The 15,065-nt window shown below is 38.1% G+C and carries 15 protein-coding genes and 1 tRNA gene; 12 read left to right on the top strand and 4 right to left on the bottom strand.

All coding sequences use genetic code 11. The features are described 5' to 3' along the window. The first annotated feature begins 2 nt into the window (after positions 1 to 2). A complete protein-coding gene (locus IGK53_RS07655) occupies positions 3 to 728 on the top strand; it encodes an ABC transporter ATP-binding protein (RefSeq protein WP_002290260.1) in 726 nt (241 codons plus the stop codon). A gap of 1 nt (position 729) precedes the next feature. Further along, on the top strand, positions 730 to 1,452 hold the full coding sequence (locus IGK53_RS07650; protein WP_002290261.1) for a TatD family hydrolase: 723 nt from the start codon (positions 730 to 732) through the stop codon (positions 1,450 to 1,452). Positions 1,453 to 1,535: 83 nt separating this feature from the next. Here IGK53_RS07650 and IGK53_RS07645 read toward each other — a convergent pair whose 3' ends face one another. After that, a complete protein-coding gene (locus IGK53_RS07645) occupies positions 1,536 to 2,159 on the bottom strand; it encodes a LysM peptidoglycan-binding domain-containing protein (protein ID WP_002329110.1) in 624 nt (207 codons plus the stop codon). A 394-nt stretch (positions 2,160 to 2,553) separates the two neighbouring features. Between IGK53_RS07645 and IGK53_RS07640 the strand changes: the two genes are divergently transcribed. Next, a complete protein-coding gene (locus IGK53_RS07640; protein WP_002329111.1) occupies positions 2,554 to 3,246 on the top strand; it encodes a hypothetical protein in 693 nt (230 codons plus the stop codon). Between the two features lie 210 nt (positions 3,247 to 3,456). Next, positions 3,457 to 3,729 (top strand): hypothetical protein, encoded by a 273-nt coding sequence (locus IGK53_RS07635; protein ID WP_002292700.1) that lies wholly within the window; start codon positions 3,457 to 3,459, stop codon positions 3,727 to 3,729. Between the two features lie 73 nt (positions 3,730 to 3,802). Here IGK53_RS07635 and IGK53_RS07630 read toward each other — a convergent pair. Then, positions 3,803 to 3,885: transfer RNA gene (locus tag IGK53_RS07630), tRNA-Leu, on the bottom strand. Positions 3,886 to 3,959: 74 nt separating this feature from the next. On the opposite strand from IGK53_RS07630, the gene IGK53_RS07625 reads away from it, so the two are divergent. From IGK53_RS07625 to IGK53_RS07595, 7 genes are all read left to right on the top strand, one after another. Then, on the top strand, positions 3,960 to 4,121 hold the full coding sequence (locus IGK53_RS07625) for a hypothetical protein (RefSeq protein WP_002329112.1): 162 nt from the start codon (positions 3,960 to 3,962) through the stop codon (positions 4,119 to 4,121). Positions 4,122 to 4,270: 149 nt separating this feature from the next. Beyond that, complete coding sequence (locus IGK53_RS07620; protein WP_002303757.1) at positions 4,271 to 5,488, top strand: pyridoxal phosphate-dependent aminotransferase; 1,218 nt, start codon at positions 4,271 to 4,273, stop codon at positions 5,486 to 5,488. A 186-nt stretch (positions 5,489 to 5,674) separates the two neighbouring features. Continuing rightward, positions 5,675 to 6,511, top strand: a complete 837-nt coding sequence (locus tag IGK53_RS07615; protein WP_002292704.1) for a helix-turn-helix domain-containing protein — start codon at positions 5,675 to 5,677, stop codon at positions 6,509 to 6,511. A gap of 75 nt (positions 6,512 to 6,586) precedes the next feature. Beyond that, positions 6,587 to 7,735 carry an N-acetylglucosamine-6-phosphate deacetylase gene (gene nagA / locus IGK53_RS07610; protein ID WP_002292705.1) on the top strand — a complete coding sequence of 383 codons (1,149 nt, stop codon included), beginning with the start codon at positions 6,587 to 6,589 and terminating at the stop codon, positions 7,733 to 7,735. Between the two features lie 352 nt (positions 7,736 to 8,087). Then, positions 8,088 to 9,143, top strand: a complete 1,056-nt coding sequence (locus tag IGK53_RS07605) for an AEC family transporter (protein WP_002291564.1) — start codon at positions 8,088 to 8,090, stop codon at positions 9,141 to 9,143. 21 nt (positions 9,144 to 9,164) lie between these two features. Further along, a complete protein-coding gene (locus IGK53_RS07600) occupies positions 9,165 to 10,184 on the top strand; it encodes a 2-hydroxyacid dehydrogenase (RefSeq protein ID WP_002291563.1) in 1,020 nt (339 codons plus the stop codon). Between the two features lie 421 nt (positions 10,185 to 10,605). Next, on the top strand, positions 10,606 to 11,823 hold the full coding sequence (locus IGK53_RS07595; RefSeq protein WP_430604681.1) for an IS110 family transposase: 1,218 nt from the start codon (positions 10,606 to 10,608) through the stop codon (positions 11,821 to 11,823). Positions 11,824 to 12,021: 198 nt separating this feature from the next. On the opposite strand, the gene IGK53_RS07590 is transcribed toward IGK53_RS07595, so the two are convergent. Together IGK53_RS07590 and IGK53_RS07585 are read right to left on the bottom strand one after the other, a co-directional pair. Further along, positions 12,022 to 12,738 (bottom strand): response regulator, encoded by a 717-nt coding sequence (locus IGK53_RS07590; RefSeq protein ID WP_002292916.1) that lies wholly within the window; start codon positions 12,736 to 12,738, stop codon positions 12,022 to 12,024. Next, on the bottom strand, positions 12,713 to 14,356 hold the full coding sequence (locus tag IGK53_RS07585) for an ATP-binding protein (protein ID WP_430604680.1): 1,644 nt from the start codon (positions 14,354 to 14,356) through the stop codon (positions 12,713 to 12,715). Before IGK53_RS07585 ends, IGK53_RS07590 begins: the two co-directional genes overlap by 26 nt. Before the next feature lie 175 nt (positions 14,357 to 14,531). On the opposite strand from IGK53_RS07585, the gene IGK53_RS07580 reads away from it, so the two are divergent. Further along, positions 14,532 to 15,056: an NfeD family protein gene (locus IGK53_RS07580; RefSeq protein WP_002292922.1), complete on the top strand. Its 525-nt coding sequence runs from the start codon at positions 14,532 to 14,534 to the stop codon at positions 15,054 to 15,056. Positions 15,057 to 15,065 lie beyond the last annotated feature (9 nt).

The following is a 15,065-nucleotide window of genomic DNA, read 5'->3' as shown; positions in this document are numbered from 1 at the left end:
ATGTGTCAATCCAAATCAGCCACTTGAATGTAGTTATTGAAAACCTGAAAATATTAGAAGACATCCATTTCACTATCCCTAAAGATACTTTTACATCGATTGTCGCGCCAAGCGGAGCCGGTAAGTCAACATTACTGAAAACTTTAACAGGAGTCCAGCCTATGACTTCTGGAACGATCAAAGTAGATGATCAAAAAGTAACTGGTCTCCATACAGCATTTAGTTATATGCCGCAAGAAGATATGTTACTTCCTTGGCTGAGCGTCTATCAAAACGTTACGTTATATCAAAAAATCAATCATCTAGCAATTGATGAAGAACAAGTAAGGGATTATCTGGATATCTTTGGATTAAACGGCTATGAACATTTTTTGCCGGAACAATTATCTGGCGGGATGAAGCAGCGAACGGCCTTGTTACGAACAATCATGAATCCTTCTTCTTACTTGCTTCTTGATGAACCATTTGGAGCGTTAGATGCTATGACCAGAGGGCAGATGCAAGACTGGATGCTGAAACTGCCTAAAAAAGCAAAGCGGACTACTTTGCTCGTGACACATGATATTGAAGAAGCAATTTATTTATCAGACAGGATTCTTGTGTTTTCCGCCCGTCCGGCACATGTGATTGCTGAGATTCAAGTGCCTGAAAAACGACGGTCACGTGAATGGCTACTGCAGCAATCAGAGTTGAAGCAAACGATTTATCAGTTATTGGCAGGTGAATGAGGTGTTAAGTGATGCTCATTGCCATTTAGATGGGAGTCAGAGTTTAGCACTCCTTCAGCAGGAACACACGATTTTGACGATCATTAATTGTGATTCGCCAGAAGAATGGGAGAAAAACAGACGGCTTGCAACAAGCAAGAATCAAGTCTTAAGTTACGGTATCCACCCTTGGAAAGCGGATAGCTATACGTTTGCACAAGTTGAGCTTTTTTTGAAAAAAGCAAGGATCATCGGTGAAATAGGGTTAGACAATATCTGGACGAATGTGCCGCTGTCTACACAAAAAAGAGTGTTTGAGCAACAGCTTGCTTTTGCAGCCATAAATAAGAAACCTGTTGTACTGCATACAAAAGGATGCGAAAAAGAGATCTTAAGCTATATCCAAGCTTACCCTAATCACTATTTGATTCATTGGTATTCTTCTTTGGACTATCAACAAGACTATATTGATTTAGGCTGTTATTTCAGCATTGGTCTTGATTTGAAAAAGAACCCAGCAGTCTGGCAACTAGCTAAAACAGTCCCAATCGACCACTTACTTATTGAAACGGATGGACTACATGCAGCAGAATGGGCATTAGGTGATAGTTTTTCAGAAAAAGATTATGTCTTACTGCTTGAAGAACAGTTAAAGACAATCGCTGAAATCAAAGAGCTATCAGTTGAAGAAGTTAAGAAAAATACTTATCAAAACTTGGAACGTTTCATTAGATTAGGTAAATAAAAAAGAGGTGTGACACAACTAGTGTCGCACCTCTTTTTGGCTTTCTTTGGATAAAAGTAAACCGTTCGATTAATAAATGAATCTTAGTACCAACCGTTTGCTTCCCAAAATGCTTTCGCAGCTTCCCAAGAACCATAACGTGAAGCAACATATTGTTCTGCTACTTTTTCTTGGTTCGCAGCAGAGTAATCACCATTCAAGTAAGAAGAATCTAATTGGTAACGTCCGATGTAACGTCCGTTCGTTGCTGTGTAAGAACCGCTTGATTCTTTTTGTGCGATCCATTCTTTTGCAGCATTCGTGCTTGTTGCCGTTGTTGTTGTTTCTGTTGCAGCAGGAGCAGATTGTGTTTCAGCAACAGGGGCTGCTTGTGTTTCTGTTTGAACCGTTTCTTGTACAACAGGTTGTTCAGCTTGGACGGGAGCTTCTTGAACGGTTGCTTGAGGTTCAGCAGCTGCTTGTGCAGAGCCTTCTGTTGGAATCGTTAATTGTTGTCCTGAGTAGATCAGGTTAATGTCAGAAATTGAATTTGATTCTGCAATGGCATTGATCAAGGAGTTGTCACCAACGTATTTTTGAGAAATCGTTGATAGAGTATCACCTGATTGAACGGTATAAGCTTCGTCCGCATGAGCAGTCGTTCCCATGAAGAATGCAGCACCGGCAGCCAAAGTTGTTCCAAAAAGTAAAGTTTTAAGTGATGTCATGAAAAATCTCCTTTATTCGTTAAAAAGTTTTATTTGTTGTGTTCAACGAGGAATACTTTAACACGTGAAAATATTTCATAGGTAAAAGAAGCATGACAATTTATGACAAATCCACGTTTTTTGTAATAAACACAGTAATTTATGAAATGAAAAGGATTACGTTTAAGAAAAACTAGTTTTTTTCATTTATTTTTACTATACATCTATATTTAAGAAAGTGTTAAGGTACATTTTTCTCTATGAAAAGTTTTTGCAGATACATAAAAAAGGAAGATTAAATGAGAATTTAATAGCGTTTCTATTAAAAATACAATTGTAATTTAAAAGTGCTTGACATTGCATGTGAAATCACTTACTTTTAGTGAGTAAAAATATTAAATGAAGGAGCTACATAATGAAAAAGAAAATTATTGCTGGTGGGATTGTGGTTGCATTTCTATGTCTAATTGGCTACACAGGCACGCGTTACGCAAATGAAATTATTTTGTGGGGTGGAGAGACAGATATCGATACAATCAATGAGAATCTGACACAGCTTGACCATACGTTGACAGATAAAGAGCAAAAGATTACAGATCTTACCGCACAACTAGCACAAAAAGAACAGACATTGCAAGATTCAAAGGCAGATGTCCAAGAATACCAAGCAAAAGTAAATGAATTAGAAAACCAAAAAAATCAATCGGCAGCAGAAAAACAAAACTTAGAAAGTCAATTAGTCAGCAAGGATGCACAACTACAAAGCAAACAAAATGAAATCAATGCGAAACTAGACGAAATCAACCAAAAAAATGATGAAATCAATCGTTTGAATGCAGATTGGACTGCAAGACTACAAGAAGCACAAGCAAAACTTTCAGAATTACAAAATACTGTAAATGGTTTGAACCAACAAATCGCAACACTGACACAAGAAAAAGCAAATTTAGAAACTCAGTTAGCAGATACGCAAAAAAAATTAGACGAAGCAACTGCTGAAAACACAAGTTTGAAACAATATATTCAAAAGTTAGAAAAAGCAAAAGGCGAAGTGGAAGATACAGCTGATAAATCTCAACAAATCGTTGAAGAACATTTGAGTAAATAATCTTTTATGATAAGTAACCCTTGATCAGCAATGCGGCGACAGCAATTTATGCTGTTGCCGCTTTTTTGTTAATAAGTAGTCCTTCATCGTCGCAAGAAGAGTTATATGTTCGTTAAGAAAAATAGCTGGACAAAAAAATCACAAGATAAAAAGTGTTTCTTCTTTACAAAAGGGAATGTATGTTCGTATAATAGTAATGAGGTGAAGGCAATGGAGATAAAATATGGAACAGTAGATAAGATTCGTACGTTGCAGGTCAGCGCCAGACCACTGATTCGTTTTAGCTTAAATGAGGTCAATTGTCTGATTGCTTCCCATAGTTTGAACTTCCTAGCTGAAGTAGACGAAGGGATGAAACTAGTTGTTACAGGATATTACAATAATAGAAAACAATTCGTGGTGAGATCTTATCATGTGTTAGGAAAACCAAAAATTGTGGTAGAATATGAGAAAAGTCTATACCCAAGAAAAAAGGTCCAATAAGATGAAAGAATGAACGAGAAAAAGAAAAGCGGCTGAGACAAAAATGTCCTAGCCGCTTGTTTTGAAAGAAAAATGCAGACGATGGGATTTGAACCCACACGAGCGTACGCTCACAAGACCCTCAATCTTGCATGTCTGCCGTTCCATCACGTCTGCATAAATAATAACACAATAATGATAGCGAGGTTTTACATAGTTGTCAAGCTCAAAAAGTGGGAGGTCTTATGAAGATGGAGAAATATGACGGAGAATTTTCAGGACTGGGGATGATCCTAGGCATATTGATTGGCCTTGCATTTGGTCGTTTTATATTTGGGTTGATGCTGGGAATTATTTGTGGGATTGCAATGGATTGGGCAGCAAATCTATGGAATGACTATCATGACCAGTAAGTTCTCAGCGCTTCTCAGCATTTTTTTCGATACTTATGTTTTTCCTAAATAAGTGGCAAATTTTTCTAGGATGGAGTATGATATTGAAATAGTAAATAACAAAAAATTTGGAAAGTTCTAACTTTTTGAAATGAGGGATTGGCTAAGTGATGAGAGAATTTGAAAAATCCAACAAATTAGAAGGTGTTAGTTACGACGTTCGCGGTCCGGTTCTAGAAGAAGCAGAGCGGATGCAAGAAGAGGGCATCAGTATTTTAAAATTGAATACAGGAAATCCCGCACCTTTTGGATTCGAGGCACCAAACGAAGTCATTCGTGATTTGATCATGAATGCCCGTGATTCAGAAGGCTACTCAGACTCCAAGGGAATTTTTTCTGCTAGAAAAGCAATTGAGCAATATTGTCAACTGAAACATTTTCCGAATGTGACGATCAATGATATCTATACCGGAAACGGAGTCAGCGAACTGATCACGATGTGTATGCAAGGGTTGCTAGACAATGGAGATGAAGTACTGGTTCCAATGCCGGACTATCCGTTGTGGACTGCCTCGATTGCTTTAGCTGGAGGTACACCTGTTCATTATATTTGCGATGAAGAGGCAGAATGGTATCCTGATATTGATGATATCAAATCAAAAATAACGAGTCGGACAAAAGCGATCGTCATCATCAATCCTAATAATCCTACTGGGGCACTTTATCCAAAAGAATTGTTAGAAGAAATTGTTGAAGTAGCCCGACAAAACAACCTGATTATTTATTCTGATGAAATCTATGACCGCTTAGTGATGGATGGCCTAGAACATATTCCGATTGCTACATTAGCGCCTGATTTGTTCGTTGTTACGCTGAACGGTCTATCCAAGTCTCATCGTGTGGCAGGCTTTCGAGTCGGCTGGATGGTCCTAAGCGGAGATAAATCACACGTCAAAGGCTATATAGAAGGGCTGAATATGTTGTCTTCCATGCGTTTGTGTTCTAACGTCTTGTCTCAGCAAATCATCCAAACGGCGCTGGGCGGTTATCAAAGTGTTGATGAGCTGCTCCTGCCAGGCGGAAGGATCTATGAGCAAAGAGAATATATCTATAATGCAATCAATGATATTCCTGGTCTTTCAGCTGTAAAACCAAAAGCTGCTTTTTATATATTCCCTAAAATCGATACAAAACGATTCAATATTTTGGATGATGAAAAATTCGTCTTGGACTTTTTACATGAACATCATATTCTGCTCGTACACGGTGGCGGATTCAATTGGAACCAACCAGATCATTTTCGGATCGTCTATCTTCCTAAAATGGATGATTTGAAACAAACAGCTAAGAAAATGAGAGAATTTTTAGCGACATATCGACAAAAGTGACTTAAAAAAAAGCAAATTTTCCAGCAAGAGAGCCACAGACAAATATACTGAGGCTCTCTTTCTAATGGAGATCTCTTAAATAACTAAAGTCATATTATTTAGTTGCAAGTCTTTTCTTGAAGTTTGCGACTTCCTAAAGTAAAATACGGATAGAATGCGAATACGCATATTTTGGGGAGGATACTTATGGAAACGTTAATCGAGTCCTTTGGCACAATCATTAAAGAGATTCGAAAAGAACAAAAAATGACGCAAAAGATGCTTTCGCAAGATATTTGTTCACAAAGTGTACTAAGCCGGATCGAAAATAATGAGGAACTGCCGAATGTATTGGTGATGATGCAGATTTGTCAACGGCTAGGAGTAACGATTGATCATGTGATGAATCTCTCTCGAAAAACTACTCGGACAAACGATAAATTATTTGAACTGTTGGATAGTTGTTTCCAAAAACGTGATTATCGCAAGTTAGAACAAGTACTAAAATCTTCTGATATTTCTGAGAATCTGTATCAAGCAACTGACTTTCAACGATATTATTATTATCTCGGTGTTTGTGAATTCACGTTGCGTCAAAATATTTCTCAGTCTCTTTATTATTTAAAAGAAGCATTAAGCTACTCTAGCCAAAAAGAAAGAATCCATGTCTCTGACACAGAAATACAACTGATTAGTTGTATCGGAAAAATATATGGTGTGGCAGGAAAAACTGCTGAAGCCCGCTACTATTTGAGTCGAAGCATCCAACTGCTGCATCAATCAGCTGATGAACGATCAAAAAGTGAATTTTCGCAAATTTTTTATAATTATGGAAATTTCTTATTCCATCAAAATGAAATTGACGAAGCACTAGAGCAGGTGAACCAAGGAATCTATTGGGCTCAAGAGAAAAATAGTTACTATTATCTCAATGATTTATTTGTGCTTAAGAGCTTGATATACAAGCGTAAAGAAGAACCAGAAAGAGCAGCATTTTATGAAGGATTGGCACAAGCTGTGAAACAAATTTCAAAAAATCTATAAATGGTGTAGACCATTCTTGACTTCTTCTCTAAATAAGAGTACTTTAGAGGTAGAAAAACAAAGGGAGAGAATAGAATGAGAACTTTTATCTATGCTGACAAATTCTTTTTAGCGTCAGGCGTCAAAAATGCAGGCTATCTTGAAATTACCGATGGGCTTTTTGGTGAATACACCAAAGAACTACCTGAGGGAGAAGTCAACATCATTGACCAAAGCGGCAAATGGATTGCTCCTGGTTTGGTAGATACACATATTCACGGCTATATGAATCATGATGTAATGGACAACGATGCAGAAGGTATCAAAGTGATGTCTGAAGGTCTATTATCTTGTGGAGTGACTTCATTTTTACCAACAACATTGACGTCAAGCAAAGAACGTTTAAAAGATGTAGCTGAGACAATCGGCAAAATGTATCAAGAAGCACCAGGAGCTAAAATCAAAGGAATCTATTTTGAAGGTCCTTTCTTCACAGAAGAACACAAAGGGGCACAAAACCCAAGTTATTTCGGTGATCCTGATTTGGATACTTTCCATGAATGGCAAGAAGCTTCAGGCGGTTTGATCAAAAAAATTGCTTTAGCACCGGAACGTCAAGGTGTAGAAGAGTTTGTCAAACAAGTGACTGAAGAAGGAGTAGTTGTTTCTCTAGGGCACAGTAACGCTACGCTAGAAGAAGCGCAAAAAGCTGTTGAAGCAGGCGCCAGCGTGTTTGTCCATGCTTTCAATGGGATGCGCGGATTGAATCATCGCGAACCAGGTATGGTAGGTGCGTTATTATCTTTAGAACATGTCTTTTCTGAATTGATTTGTGACGGACATCATGTACATCCAAATGCGGCAGGAATCCTAATGGAAAAAGCAGGACATGAGCATGTCGCTTTGATTACAGACTGTATGATGGCCGGTGGGATGCCTGATGGAAATTACAATTTAGGTGAATTTCCGGTAGTAGTAAAAGAAGGAACGGCACGTTTGGAATCTGGCAACTTAGCTGGAAGCATCTTGAAATTGAAAGAAGCAATTAAGAATGTCGTGGATTGGGGACTAGCAACACCAGAACAAGCAGTCATGATGGCTAGTCTGATTCCAGCAATCAGTTGTAAAATCGATGACACATGTGGAAAAATCGCTCAAGGACGCGACGCAGACTTTATCGTATTGAACCCTGATATGACATTGGAAGCAACTTATCTAGATGGTGTGGAACGTTTCCACGCATAATATAATCTAAGATAGAGGCTGGGACAGAAGCGTTTAACTCCAAGAAATAAGAAGAAATTCACGAAAATTGCTTTTCAAATTTTTGTGAATTTCAGCTTATTTCCGAAGGAGTTGCTTCTGCTTCCGCCGTTTATACGTGTTTAGAGCGTGAGACAAAAGTGTTCTTTACTTTTGTCCCACGCTCCTTTTTGTGTTCTAACGAATATCACTTTACATAAGTTTCAAAAGTTTCTTTAATTCCTTATTGTTCAATAGTTAACAATATAAAGATAAAATAAAAAATGTTAATACGTATTAGCTAAATAAAAACATTTTGAATTGTGAATAAATGAACATTAATAGGAGGGAAAAGATGAATTTATTTGATATTTTCCGATCGACTTTGACAGATATGTCGATTGTTAGTGCAATCACTTCAACAGTTTTTATTATATTATTAGGGTTTATTTGTAGAAAAAAGGAAATTTTTTCTGAATCTGTTGGAAAAATCCTATCGAAAGTTGTCTTAACAGCGGCTCTGCCAGCACTTGCATTTCGAGCTTTCATGCAAGATATCAATACAGAACTATTGATGCAAGGAATCAATGTCTTGATTTGGGGGTTAGTGATTTATATTATTCTTATTCTAGTTTCAAGGCCATTTTTCTTAAGTTATAAAGGGGATAAGCAATCAACGTTGCGTGTCCTGACAATCTTTGGTTCTACGACCTTTTTCGGGACACCGATTGTCAGTGCGATTTATGGACCGGTCGGCGTGATGTATTCCTCGATTTTCAACATTGGTTATCGGATCTTTTTGTATTCTTATGGATACATAAAAATGAGTGGCTTGAAGATGGAAGCCAAAAATATCAAAGCGATGTTCGTTAATCCAATCATCATCGCTACTTTTGCCGGCCTTTTCATTTGGCTGTTCCAAGGATATCTTCCACAAGTGTCAATTACAGGTGCAGAAGGAGAGATAAGCCAAGTAGCGTTTTTGCGAATTGACCAGACAGCACCTTGGCTATTTCAGCCAATGGATTATTTAGCTGGTTTAAGTTCGCCATTGGCATGGCTAGCAATCGGCGCAACATTAGGTGAAGTAAGTTTCAAAAAAGCTGCTTCTGAAAAAACATCATGGTATTACAGTTTAGTCAAAGTGGTATTTGTACCTGCATTGAATATCGTGATTTTAGCAGTTTTGACGGCAACAAATATTCTACCGGTCAATTTTGAAGCACTGGCAACGATTGTTATCATGATGGCTACACCAGCCGCAACTGTGGCAGCAGCCTATGCTATCAGTTTTGATAGGGAGGCACTTTTAGCCTCTAATGCATCCTTACTGTCAACTATTTTTGCTGTAGTACTGACACCTGTATGGATCGTTGTATTGCAAATGATTCACGGCATAGGTTTGTTTTGATAGGAAATGGAGGAGGAAAGTATGAGAATCGCATGTTATGGTGTTCGTCCGAATGAGATCGATTTTTTTGAGCAATTGAATATTTACCATTATGAACTGAGTCTTTATGAAGAACTACTGACGCATGACAATATTGAATCAGCTATGGCCCATGATGCTGTACTGCTGAGAGGAAATTGTATAGCAGATGAGATCAATCTTGCAAAAATGCAGAAATATGGGATCCGCTATGTTTTTACCCGAACTGTGGGAGTCAATCATATCAATCTACAAGCGGCAGCTGATTTTGGTATGACAGTAGCCCGTGTCCCATCATATTCGCCAAATGCTATAGCAGAATTATCTTTGACTTTTGCCATGATGCTTTTGAGAAATACAGCGTATACGACGATCCGAACATCTTTCAAAGATTTTCGAGTGGATGAACAAATGTTTAGCCGTGAAATCAGAAATTGCACAGTAGGTATCATAGGAACAGGCAGAATAGGATTGACGGAAGCAGTTTTGTTTAAGGGGCTAGGAGCCAAAGTGATCGGCTATGATATCCATCAGACAGAAGCTGCTAAAAAAGTATTGACGTTTCACTCACTCGAAGAATTGTTAGCAAAAAGCGATATCGTCAGTATCCATGTACCTCACATCCCAGGTGAAAACGATCAAATGATCAATGAAGGATTTTTGGCTCAAATGAAAAGAGGCAGTATCTTGATCAATACAGCTCGTGGAGAGCTTCAAGATAATGAAGCTATTTTAAGAGCTTTGAAAAGTGAACATTTAGCTGGTTTTGCAACCGATGTTTTTGCAAATGAAACAGATGTCTTTTTCCGATCTTTCAAGCCGTGGGAGATGATTCCAGATCCTGCTATCCAGCAACTAGTAGAATTGTACCCTAGAGTTCTTATAACCCCTCATGTAGGTTCAAATACAGATGAGGCATTGTCAAATATGATTTCGACAAGCTTCGAGAACTTCCGCGAAATAATAGAAACTGGAAAAACGAAAAATGAGGTATCTCTTCCTAAAGCGCGTCAATTAAAATAAGGAAACATGGGCACGCACCACTAATATGTTTAAAAATAGAGGTTGTGACAGAAGTGGTCAGCTTCAAGAAACAAGAAGGAATTGACGAAAATTGCTTCTCAAATTTTTGTGAAATTTCGGCTTATTTTTCGAAGAAGCTACTTCTGGAACACCATTTATTCGGAAAAACATACTAAGATTAGAGGGGAACATCATTGACGAATGATGTTCTCCTCTATTTTCTATTTTTAGATTATAGTGAAGAGTGAAAGAAAGTTCGAACAAAGCCTTGAGGACTACGAGTCCCTATCAAAAACCGAACTTCTTTACTGTCATTTTAGAATCAGGTTTACGTATGTTGGGGCCATGAGCCCGTGTATAGGAAATTGGAATCGAAATGAAGCAGTAAAGTTCTTTCAAAACTTAAAAAGGAGGAATACAAATGCCTTACATTCTTGCATTAGATGTTTCAATGGGACACAGCTACAGTGTCCTATACAAAGACGACACCTGCTTATTTGAAGACGAGATCGAACACACTCAAAGAGGATTTCATGCATTACTCGAAGAGATCCAGCACTTGCCTGAACGTCCATTGATTGTTTTTGAAGCAACGGGGATTTATTCCAGACCAGTCGAAAAGTTCTTTCAAGATCATCACTTTTCTTACTGTTTGTTAAACCCGTTAGAAGCGAAAAAACAGATGGAAGAAAGCACCTTACGCAGTTGGAAAACAGATAAATCGGATGCCCACCGGCTCGCACAGACTCATCTTAAAAATCAACGTCAGCCAAAAGAAGTACAAAGCAATTTTTACTTAGAGATGCGCAATTTAGCCCGTTTTTATCAAGAGATTGAGAAGAAAATCACTCGTCTGCGCATGGATTTACACAACTGCCTTCAGTTGACTTTTCCAGAGCTTGAACAGTTCTTTTCAAACAGGCTGACCCCTTACGCATTGACATTGATCCGTCTTTTTCCCCATCCAGATTTTGTATTGGCATCTACTCGGACAAAAATAAAAAATAAACTAATCAACGAAACACGGAAAAAAATCTCCGCGAATCGTGCCGAGCAAAAGGCAGATCAAATCATCCACTATGCACAGTGTGCCTACCCAGCTGTTGAAAAAGACAGTATCCACTGTCAAAAAACGATTTATTACGCCGAACTTCTCCAAGATTTACTCGAACAAAAAGAAGCACTGGCGACACAAATGATCAAAAAAGCCGAAGGCTCTCCTTGCTTTTTGTTGTACCAAACGTTCCCTGGGATCGGCGCACTCACAGCCGCTTTATTGCTCGGTGAATTAGGAGATATCACACGATTTAAAACCCATAAACAATTGAATGCCTTTGTCGGAATTGACATCCGACGGTATCAATCAGGTAAGTATACTGGCCAAGACCGCATCAATAAGCGTGGTAATCCCAAAGCACGGAAAATTATTTTCTTCACCATTCGAAATATGATTCGCCAGCAACGCGCAGCTCCTAATCATATTGTCGATTATTACTACAAATTAAAAAAGCAACCTATCCCTAAGAAAGATAAGGTTGCCACAGTTGCTTGTATGAACAAGCTTCTGAAATGTATGCACGCTATGGTTAGGGCACATACAGAGTACGACTATGCGTACGCGGTCTCAGTGGACCATTAACTAAACCACTTACAGTATACCACTTCTTTGCCCAGATCGAAAATTTTTTACGAACGAGGCTTTATTTGGTGTGCCTTGATTTTGTCGCTTTCGTTTATGAGCTATTTTTCTTACACCTTTTACTTGACTAATCGTAGGAAAAAGGCTGTGACAAGACTTTTTTCACAGCCTTTATTTAGTATTAGATAACTCGACGACTCAACAATAATCCGTGAGTTTTTTCCGCCCATTCTTTGTCAATTCATAACAGGTTAGTGGTCGGCCAATCTCCAAATATCTGATTCTTTCATTCAGTATATCTTGTTCCACCAAAAAATTTAAATATTTCTTGACGGAGATACGTGAAAGTGCACTTTTTTGAGCCAGTTCTTTTGTTGAAAAAATAGTCTCTTCTTTTAGGATAGATGCACTGATTTTTTTTAAAGTCAGTTTTGACAGACCTTTAGGCAAATCAATGAATGAAGGTGTTTCGTGAATGGGAGTGGTATGGTTGAATACTTGATCGATCAATTTCTGGTCTGCTTTTTCAGTCGTTTGGATCGTCTGGAAGAAAGCAAGGTATTTTTCAATCGCCAACTGGAAACGTTGCAAAGTGAAGGGTTTGATCAAATAATCTAAGGCACCATATCGGATCACATTTTTTATGGTTTCGATATCATCTGCAGCGGTTATCAAGATCACTGGGATATCGTTTCCTTGCTGTCTCAGCCAAGATAAAAAATGGATACCACTTTCGCCAGGCATATATACATCAAGCAACAGCAGATCTGCGTTTTTTTGTCTGAAATATTTTTTTCCTTCTTCTACATTTCTGAAACTTTCGATTACGTTCATATTAGGTATACTTTCCACAAACGTACGATTCAATTCTGCAACCATTGGATCATCTTCAATTATTAGGACATTTGTCATCATTTTGATCTTCCTTTTTTGGTAATTCTAGATAGACGATTGTACCGCCATTTGCTTGTTTGGAAAATTCTAAGATCCCACCGTGACGTTTGACAATTGAATGGATGATATTCAACCCATATCCACGATTGATTCCTTTCGTCGAAAAACCTAGCGTAAATATTTTTTCTGAGATTTCTTCTGATATTCCGACACCGTCATCGCAGACGGTCACGATGAATACTTCCGCTTCTGTGTCATAGTTTAAATGGAGCCGAACCTGTCCGTTTCTTTCAGGCATTTGAAGTACGGCTTCTTTAGCATTATCAAGTAAGTTCCCTAACACTTGCAAAAGTGAATGGATGGAGTCGTCCATCTCCATTTTAGGGATAAAAGAATCGCTTTCTAACAACATTTCAACAGATTGTTCTTTGGCTTCGTTTATTTTTCCTAATAAAAAACCGGCAATCGCAGGGACTTTGATCAGATTTGAGACTTGACCAATCTCTTTTTTATAATTTTGATTTAGCTGTTGGATAAAATGGGTGACTTCTTCATATTTCTTCAAGTCAATCAAGCCAGAAATGACGTGAAGTTTATTCATAAATTCATGAGTTTGAGCTCTCATAGAGTTTATATATTGTTTCATCCCCCCGAGCTCCTCCATTAATTTCATTACTTCTGATCGATTTCGTAAAGTTGCGACTGCTCCTAAAAAACGGTCATTGCTAAAAAGAGGTGTAACGCTAGAAATAGTTTCTATCCCATTTAAATACATGGATTGAGTCCGAACAGTCGTTTGGTGCTCGATTGTCTCTTTAAACAATACGTCATATAGATTATCGCTGATTTTTTTTCCTACTTCGAAATCCGACAGCCGTTTTGTTTGATAGAAAATATTTTTTGCAGGTGTATTGATCAAGAGGATAGTTTTATCAGAAGAGATGGCCAATATTCCTTCATCTACTTCATTTTCGATAATCGTTTTTTCACTTAACTGTTCCGCTATTTCTTGTGGTTCAAGTCCAAGCAGTACTTTTTTCATTTTTTGGGCAAGAAAAACGGCGCCTATGATGCCTACGCTAAGTCCGATGATCAATGAAAAAACAATCATTTTTTGTCCATCTTTGACCTGATTGTCGATCGTGTTGTTCGTCAAGCCAACACAAACTGCACCAATAATCTCTTGATCATAATAAATAGGGACGAAATAGCGGAAGCCGAACCCTAACATTCCTTCTTTTTCAGAGAAAAATTCTTGTCCTCCAATCACTTTTTTCACATCTTCATGACTTGAGAAAGGAAGGCCGATGTAACTTGGGTCTGCGTGAGAATATCGAATGCCTTCAGGGTCCATGACAACAATAAAATCTAAATTCGATGCCACCATGATTTCATTCGTGATTCCTTGAATCACATGTGTCGGATCACCAGTCTGAAGCTTTTTTTGGATGAGTTTATCGCTGGCAACGATTTTAGCGATGCTAGAGATTCTATCTGACACACTAGATCGGTTCATCGAAAGAATAAAATTCCTAATCAATATGGCAGAAACAATCAAAGAAACGAATGTGGAGAAACAAACGACAAGAATGATCGTATTTTGGAGCTTTAATGGTTTTTTCTTAAGGAAAGGAAACATAGGCTACCTCGAAAGAATTTATTGTGAAAATTTTAACATGAAAAATGAAAATTAACAAATTGGCATTGATAAATAGAAGCTTTCTATGAATAAATACCTTTGAATCGGTGAAAGAAGCTATACAGAATTTTCAAACATTGGTATGATAGACGTAGAAATGGAAGGAGGCGTGTATATGATAGGGGGAATCGCACTTGAGACGATTTATTGGTATACATTGCTGATTTGTGCGGGGTTGGCAGTTCTTTTGATTATTTTTGGAGATGTCTTCGACTTTGATGGCCCACTTGATCCAATGCTTATTATCCCTTGGCTAACTTTTACAAGTTTGTTTGGTTTTCTTGGTGAGCGTCTAACGGATCAATCCTCTTTATTTTTATTTATTGCCAGTGGAGCCATATCGACAGTTTTGGTATTTTTGCTTAATTTCTATCTATTGATGCCGATGAAACATGCCGAATCAACGATGTCGTCTTCTGAAAAGACTTTGGAAGGGCAAGTAGCTGTTGTGATCACACCAATCCCTGTACGGGGCATGGGAGAAATCCAATTAAAAAGTGTTACCGGTTCCATTAGTCGTCCTGCTTGTTTCTACAGCCCCCAAGAACAGATAGCGGAGCGGGGAACGAAAGTATTGATCATTGAGATCAAGGAAAGAATCTGTTATGTCATGCCTTATGAAAGCATGATAAAAGCTTAAAGGAGCGTG

Source organism: Enterococcus sp. DIV1224, from assembly GCF_050555455.1.
Lineage (GTDB): Bacteria > Bacillota > Bacilli > Lactobacillales > Enterococcaceae > Enterococcus_B > Enterococcus_B lactis.
This window is presented reverse-complemented; position numbering and strand designations above follow the sequence as displayed.

Bases quoted from the DNA above. Each gene is read 5' to 3' on its own strand.
- IGK53_RS07645 (WP_002329110.1), bottom strand. From the start codon at position 2,159: ATGACATCACTTAAAACTTTACTTTTTGGAACAACTTTGGCTGCCGGT.
- IGK53_RS07640 (WP_002329111.1), top strand. From the start codon at position 2,554: ATGAAAAAGAAAATTATTGCTGGTGGGATTGTGGTTGCATTTCTATGT.
- IGK53_RS07635 (WP_002292700.1), top strand. From the start codon at position 3,457: ATGGAGATAAAATATGGAACAGTAGATAAGATTCGTACGTTGCAGGTC.
- IGK53_RS07625 (WP_002329112.1), top strand. From the start codon at position 3,960: ATGGAGAAATATGACGGAGAATTTTCAGGACTGGGGATGATCCTAGGC.
- IGK53_RS07620 (WP_002303757.1), top strand. From the start codon at position 4,271: ATGAGAGAATTTGAAAAATCCAACAAATTAGAAGGTGTTAGTTACGAC.
- IGK53_RS07615 (WP_002292704.1), top strand. From the start codon at position 5,675: ATGGAAACGTTAATCGAGTCCTTTGGCACAATCATTAAAGAGATTCGA.
- nagA (WP_002292705.1), top strand. From the start codon at position 6,587: ATGAGAACTTTTATCTATGCTGACAAATTCTTTTTAGCGTCAGGCGTC.
- IGK53_RS07605 (WP_002291564.1), top strand. From the start codon at position 8,088: ATGAATTTATTTGATATTTTCCGATCGACTTTGACAGATATGTCGATT.
- IGK53_RS07600 (WP_002291563.1), top strand. From the start codon at position 9,165: ATGAGAATCGCATGTTATGGTGTTCGTCCGAATGAGATCGATTTTTTT.
- IGK53_RS07595 (WP_430604681.1), top strand. From the start codon at position 10,606: ATGCCTTACATTCTTGCATTAGATGTTTCAATGGGACACAGCTACAGT.
- IGK53_RS07590 (WP_002292916.1), bottom strand. From the start codon at position 12,738: ATGATGACAAATGTCCTAATAATTGAAGATGATCCAATGGTTGCAGAA.
- IGK53_RS07585 (WP_430604680.1), bottom strand. From the start codon at position 14,356: ATGTTTCCTTTCCTTAAGAAAAAACCATTAAAGCTCCAAAATACGATC.
- IGK53_RS07580 (WP_002292922.1), top strand. From the start codon at position 14,532: ATGATAGGGGGAATCGCACTTGAGACGATTTATTGGTATACATTGCTG.